Source organism: Peribacillus sp. (genome assembly GCF_059453735.1).
On the sequence record NZ_JAZVJO010000406.1, the window covers coordinates 1 to 5,021 of the forward strand.

Genomic DNA, 5,021 nt, shown 5'->3' on the forward strand with positions numbered 1-5,021 from the left:
ATTAACGAATGAAGCAGGCACTGTAACAGATACCCTTGTCACAGATAGCTTCGGTAATGAGACAGGAAGAACGGGAACTACAGATAATCCATATGGCTTCCAGGGCGAAGAACAGGATGCCACAGGTCTTTACTACCTGAGAGCAAGATACATGGATCCTGCAACTGGAACATTCACCACAATGGATACATATGGCGGAAGCCTGTCAGATCCGATGAGCTTACACAAGTATCTGTTCGCCAATTCCAATCCGGTTATGTATTCAGATCCGAGTGGGCATATGACACTATTCGAAACTGAATGTGTCTTCGGTATTATAGGAGAATTGGTGGCTGCTGATTTATATGTATTGCAGTTGGTTCTTTCTGATGAGCCTCAGAATTTTGATGCATTAACATTTGCACAATACGTAATCATCGGTGCCATTATCGGATTAATCGTAGGATTTGTTGTGTTCTTTTTGTGTGAGGTTCTTCCAGTATTACTAGCATTCTTTGGAAATCAACCTGATAAAGTTGAGAAAGTTATTGAACGTTTATCATACACTCCCTCTTCAGGCACTGAAATTTATAGTATAGCAGAAAAAACAACTACAGTACTTGGGAGATATTCACCAGATATGAAAGCAATAATCGAAGAACTCAACCTTGCTAAAAGCACTGTTTATTCAGGTAATGTTGGAGGATTTAACATCTTAAATGTACCAGATGAATTAGTTAATTCAGCCACTTTCTGGACTGACTGGAATCTTCCTTTCTTACAAGCAGCCTTAGAGAGGGGAGATAAATTTATTTTTGCAACGAATATTTGGTCAAATATGTTTGTTAACGGAAAACTTACAGGATACGGAAAAGAAATTCTTTTTCTAGCCTATAGTAAAATATCAGAGATACTTATAGGAGGATAGAGAATGTTTAATACAAATGAGAGAAATTCCATTGTTCAGAGACTAGGCTTTTTAACCAAGAAACAGTTTTCTAGGAAGCAAACGGATTATTCCATTGATTATATTAAAGACAATATTGTTATTTCTGTTTTTTCGGGAAAGCACGAAGAAATGGAAGATATAATAATTACGCAACAGAATTACTATAGCTATATGAATATAAAAAGCAATAGCATTAGAAGACTTTTTATGACTGTATTTGGTGTGCACAGAGTATATCGATTAAGAGAAATGATGCCTCGTAAACTCAGAAAAAAACTTGTTGGATTAAGTCAGATGGAATGCATTAATGTCCTGGCGGATTATTTAGAAAACAATCTTGATTCATTATTAAATAAACCACCACGAAAAATTCTCAATAAGTATCACTTTTGATTCTTAAGTGAAGTGAATTGATGCAGATTGATATGGTACTCCTGAATACCATACCAATCCGCATCAAAATATATCTATGTATAATTCGGAAAAGGTGGATAGGGATTCTCTTGTTACAGATAATCTGTAAGCGTCAAACCGTGCGCCTAACCTCAAATTAATAGAACCGCTGGGTGAAATCAACGGTTCTTTTTTCTGCAATCTTCAGGAATCTTGTCAGACCAGGGCATTAAGTCTTCAATCTTGTCTGGATCGATCTTTCCTTTATCGTCACATCTGTATGGTAACTGCGTAAGAATATATGGGGAGTAACGAATGAAGAAAGCAATTACAGCAATAGTAGTATCATATATATGTGAGTATGGTCCACAAGAGATAAATGAACTTGTCAATGTGGTGAATATGCCTGTTGATTATTTGACTGATTATTTGTTTGATTTAGTAGAAGAAAACATATTGATGTTTAATAAATCTTCTTATCGATTTGAACTAGGGGAGAATGCGCAGCATTACATTGTTGATATTCAAGACAAGAACTCGGATGGGGTAATTCTTCAACCATACTGTGGTGATGAAAAATACCCGTTAATAGAATCATTTGAGATACTTAGTAGTTATTTACGATTAGAACATATTAATCCAACTGCATATCATGTATTTCGAGTAGAAGGAAAGAAAAGACAAAAAATAGATTCGAATCGCCCAACAAAAAAACATCGCGACATAGCAGCACCTTCTATTGAACTAAAAAAACGACAGAAGTGGATCCTAGACAACATTCTTATTCGTTATCAATGTCCGGATTGTGTTCACGGATTTGTGAAAGGGAAATCAATAGTCACAAATGCTCGTTGCCATATTAATCAACGGGAAATAGGATGTTTGGATATAAAAGATTTTTTCCCATCAATTAATTACAAGATGGTGTTGAAAGTTTTCTTGGATATGGGATACTCTAGTGAGGTCGCGAATTCGCTTACGATTCTTACGACATATTATGGAAAACTTCCACAAGGGGCTCCAACTAGTCCGATGCTGTCGAATATTGTAATGAAACCATTAGATATTATGATTTCTGAGTATGCAAAAGAAAACAGCCTGGTATATACCCGATATGCTGATGATATTACGATATCCGGAGAAGATGGTATTGATAGACATCTTAAGTCTGTTGCTAAGATTATCGAAGAATATGGCTTTAAGATAAACAAAAAGAAGTCTCATACTATGAACTCAAAAAGTGGGAAAAAGGTTACAGGTTTATCTGTAGATACAAGTGTAAAAGTTCCGCAACAATACAAGCGAAAGTTGAGGCAAGAGATATACTTTTGTAACAAATATGGTATTTCATTTCATTTGGGACATAGTCAGACAAAAGATTCGAGGTATGTGAATTTCATCGGCTATCTTTATGGAAAAGCATACTATATAAGAATGGTCGAACCTAGTGTTGGAGATGCATTTTTGAAGCAATTGGATGATTTGTTTGGCTATGAGCCTTATAACTCTTTGAATACATGATGGTTGATGTGCATGTCAAACTGTGTCCTTTAGCTGACAACCCAGATATGTTACTCTGACAGGGCAAGGAACTTGCTTGATCGTACTAATTCGATTATAAATAGTTATACTAGTAATTATGAAGGAAAAACTGTAAAAGTTATAATGGCTTTCTTATGATAGTACGTCATACTTGAGTTCATTCGTGAGTTCAAAATGAGTTCATGAGAACTAAAGAACATATACAAATGAGTTCAATGAGTACAACGTTAGCACTGTAAATGCAATAAAATTAAGCATTTGCAAATGGTTTCCAGATAAAAGCGCTCGAACTCGAGTTGTCATATAAATGAAAAATCTTATTGCAAAACTGAAGGTAACTTTATCAGCGCTGCTATGCACGGCAGTGCTCGAGAACGGCGAGTTGGTGTTCAAGCCAAACCACTGATGGAGGAGCAAAAACATGCCGGTATATGAATGGTGGGTCTATATAGTTTTCGCAATTCCGGGACTGTTTCTGTTCTTCATGAACTGGGCCATCTTCATTCACAACGCGCGCGGCGGGAAATGGGTATCGGGCATCCCCATAATCGGCGGTCTGTGGATTGCAGTCGTATGCCTGATATCACCGTATAAATGGTTCGCACTGACAGGCCTAGCGGATCCCGGGGTATGGCAGTTGTTTCAGGCACTGTTCCTGGAGCTGTTCAGCAAGGGCAAAAAGAAAGAATGAGGTTATAATATAAACGCTATTCCATTTCGAAAGGCAGGACATGATCATGAACGAGAACATTACCAAAAGAAATGAACTTCTGGCGCAGAAGACAATTGAAGGACTTAAGTCACGCAACATGGAAGGCTACTATGCTGCGAGCAAGGAAGAGGCGCTGAAGATCGCGCTCGAACTGATCCCTGAGGGAAGCTCCATTTCAATGGGCGGCGCCATGAGCGTTCATGAGATCGGACTGTCCGAAGCTCTCAAAAACGGCGCATATAATTTTATCGACCGTGATGCTTACGAAGATAAGCGCAAAGCAATGCTTATGGCATACGATGCGGACTTCTTCCTTTCGAGCGTAAATGCCATGACAGATGACGGAATCCTCGTTAACGTCGACGGAAATTCCAACCGTGTTTCTGCCATCTGCCAGGGTCCGAAGCAGGTCATCTTCATCGTTGGAATGAACAAGGTCTGCAGCGATCTTGATGCCGCAATGAAGCGTGCGAGAAACGTTGCCGCACCGATCAACGCCCAGCGTTTCGGACTTGATACACCGTGCTCAAAGACGGGCAAATGTTTCGACTGCAAATCACCTGACACTATCTGCTGCCAGATCCTCATCACACGTTTCTCAAGACACAAGGGAAGGATCAGCGTCATCCTCGTAAACGACGAATTGGGATTCTGATATAGCAAAATAACAGAATGGTATAATGTATCTGTTTGGGGCTCCGGCCCCGGACAGATATTTTTTGGATAAGGAAAAAACTATGTTAGACAAATATGCAAAAGAGATAAAAAAATACGTGCCCACCGTCGTTAAGACAAGAAAAGGTGCTGTGAAGCCTACCAGAAAGCAGTTTACAAGACTTTTGGCTGCTGCAACGGCTACGAGAAAAGTTCCAGGAATGCCTGACCGCGTTGATGCTGACACAGATTACAAGTGCACACCGAAGAACGTTGCGACCGTTAAGGATTTCCTCATGAAGATGTACCAGATCGACTCAAAGGAGAGCCTGATCAAATACCAGAGGATCCAGTTCAGAGGCAGCGTTCAGTACGAGCAGTTCATGACTTTCTGGAAGGAAGCGCCGCTGTTCGATCTTGAGGAATTAGACAGCAACGGACGCAAGGCTTTTGATAAGACGATCGCGCTTGCAAAGCCCTTTTACCCGATGCTTGGGGAGAAGGGTTTCTACGCCTGGGACATCAGCGAATACATCGGCATCTGCAGGATCGCAATGGGCTGCGGGATCATTAACGAGAAAGAGTTCGACGAGATCACTGACAGGTTCGTAAGAAAGGCACAGGTGTTCTATCACTCTTTCGAGGAGTATGCATATTCGTATGTCTGCGGCGCGTTGTTCTTCGATGCATCGAATTTCGGTGATCAGGAAGGCGTGGGTCAGTTCTTCGAGATCCAGAAGAGCATACTGAAGTATCTGTTCGATGAGGACGAAGGTGACTGGTGCAATTTCA

General features: G+C 40.1%; 6 protein-coding genes. All 6 read left to right on the top strand.

The annotated features are described in order from the left end of the window. A partial coding sequence (locus AC52RT_RS13465; protein ID WP_495541214.1) for an RHS repeat-associated core domain-containing protein occupies window positions 1–907 on the top strand: 907 nt, incomplete at its 5' end. A gap of 3 nt (window positions 908–910) precedes the next feature. Then, window positions 911–1,321 (top strand): hypothetical protein, encoded by a 411-nt coding sequence (locus tag AC52RT_RS13470; RefSeq protein WP_495541215.1) that lies wholly within the window; start codon window positions 911–913, stop codon window positions 1,319–1,321. A 315-nt stretch (window positions 1,322–1,636) separates the two neighbouring features. After that, a complete protein-coding gene (locus tag AC52RT_RS13475; RefSeq protein ID WP_495541216.1) occupies window positions 1,637–2,842 on the top strand; it encodes a reverse transcriptase family protein in 1,206 nt (401 codons plus the stop codon). A gap of 442 nt (window positions 2,843–3,284) precedes the next feature. Further along, window positions 3,285–3,554 (top strand): hypothetical protein, encoded by a 270-nt coding sequence (locus tag AC52RT_RS13480; RefSeq protein ID WP_495541217.1) that lies wholly within the window; start codon window positions 3,285–3,287, stop codon window positions 3,552–3,554. Window positions 3,555–3,600: 46 nt separating this feature from the next. After that, a complete protein-coding gene (locus AC52RT_RS13485) occupies window positions 3,601–4,230 on the top strand; it encodes a lactate utilization protein (protein WP_495541218.1) in 630 nt (209 codons plus the stop codon). A 64-nt stretch (window positions 4,231–4,294) separates the two neighbouring features. Next, the coding region (locus tag AC52RT_RS13490; RefSeq protein WP_495541219.1) for a DUF1266 domain-containing protein at window positions 4,295–5,021 on the top strand (727 nt) is incomplete at its 3' end.